Below are 1,604 nucleotides of genomic sequence, written 5' to 3' on the forward strand. Positions count from 1 at the left end.
ACACAGTGGACGCGAGCACCTGAGGACAAGCCCTCGGCCTATTAGTACCAGTCACCTCCACCCGTTACCGGGCTTCCAGACCTGGCCTATCAACCCAGTCGTCTACTGGGAGCCTTACCCCATCAAGTGGGTGGGAGTCCTCATCTCGAAGCAGGCTTCCCGCTTAGATGCTTTCAGCGGTTATCCCTCCCGAACGTAGCCAACCAGCCATGCCCTTGGCAGAACAACTGGCACACCAGAGGTTCGTCCGTCCCGGTCCTCTCGTACTAGGGACAGCCCTTCTCAAGACTCCTACGCGCACAGCGGATAGGGACCGAACTGTCTCACGACGTTCTAAACCCAGCTCGCGTACCGCTTTAATGGGCGAACAGCCCAACCCTTGGGACCGACTCCAGCCCCAGGATGCGACGAGCCGACATCGAGGTGCCAAACCATCCCGTCGATATGGACTCTTGGGGAAGATCAGCCTGTTATCCCCGGGGTACCTTTTATCCGTTGAGCGACGGCGCTTCCACAAGCCACCGCCGGATCACTAGTCCCGACTTTCGTCCCTGCTCGACCCGTCGGTCTCACAGTCAAGCTCCCTTGTGCACTTACACTCAACACCTGATTGCCAACCAGGCTGAGGGAACCTTTGGGCGCCTCCGTTACCCTTTAGGAGGCAACCGCCCCAGTTAAACTACCCATCAGACACTGTCCCCGATCCGGATCACGGACCCGGGTTAGACATCCAGCACGACCAGACTGGTATTTCAACGACGACTCCACCCGAACTGGCGTCCAGGCTTCACAGTCTCCCAGCTATCCTACACAAGCCGAACCGAACACCAATATCAAACTGTAGTAAAGGTCCCGGGGTCTTTCCGTCCTGCTGCGCGAAACGAGCATCTTTACTCGTAGTGCAATTTCACCGGGCCTATGGTTGAGACAGTCGAGAAGTCGTTACGCCATTCGTGCAGGTCGGAACTTACCCGACAAGGAATTTCGCTACCTTAGGATGGTTATAGTTACCACCGCCGTTTACTGGCGCTTAAGTTCTCAGCTTCGCCCACCCGAAAGTGAGCTAACCGGTCCCCTTAACGTTCCAGCACCGGGCAGGCGTCAGTCCGTATACATCGCCTTACGGCTTCGCACGGACCTGTGTTTTTAGTAAACAGTCGCTTCTCGCTGGTCTCTGCGGCCACCCCCAGCTCAGGGCGCAAAACCCATCACCAGGCATGGCCCCCCTTCTCCCGAAGTTACGGGGGCATTTTGCCGAATTCCTTAACCATAGTTCACCCGAACGCCTCGGTATTCTCTACCTGACCACCTGAGTCGGTTTAGGGTACGGGCCGCCACGAAACTCGCTAGAGGCTTTTCTCGACAGCATAGGATCATCCACTTCACCACAATCGGCTCGGCATCAGGTCTCAGCCACAAGGTGTGCGGATTTGCCTACACACCGGCCTACACCCTTACCCCGGGACAACCACCGCCCGGGATGGACTACCTTCCTGCGTCACCCCATCACTCACCTACTACCAGCTCGGACCACCGGCTCCACCACTCCCCTCAACTCCGAAGAGATCAGGGCGGCTTCACGGGCTTAGCATCACTGGATTCGA

At 57.5% G+C, this 1,604-nt stretch carries 1 rRNA gene (running past one end of the window); it reads right to left on the reverse strand.

Annotated features, from left to right (window positions below):
* Positions 1–21 precede the first annotated feature (21 nt).
* Positions 22–1,604, reverse strand: a 23S ribosomal RNA gene (locus AB0N14_RS39540) (it continues 1,373 nt past the right edge of the window).

Source organism: Streptomyces sp. NPDC051104 (assembly GCF_040682835.1).
Taxonomy (GTDB): Bacteria; Actinomycetota; Actinomycetes; order Streptomycetales; family Streptomycetaceae; genus Streptomyces; species Streptomyces cynarae.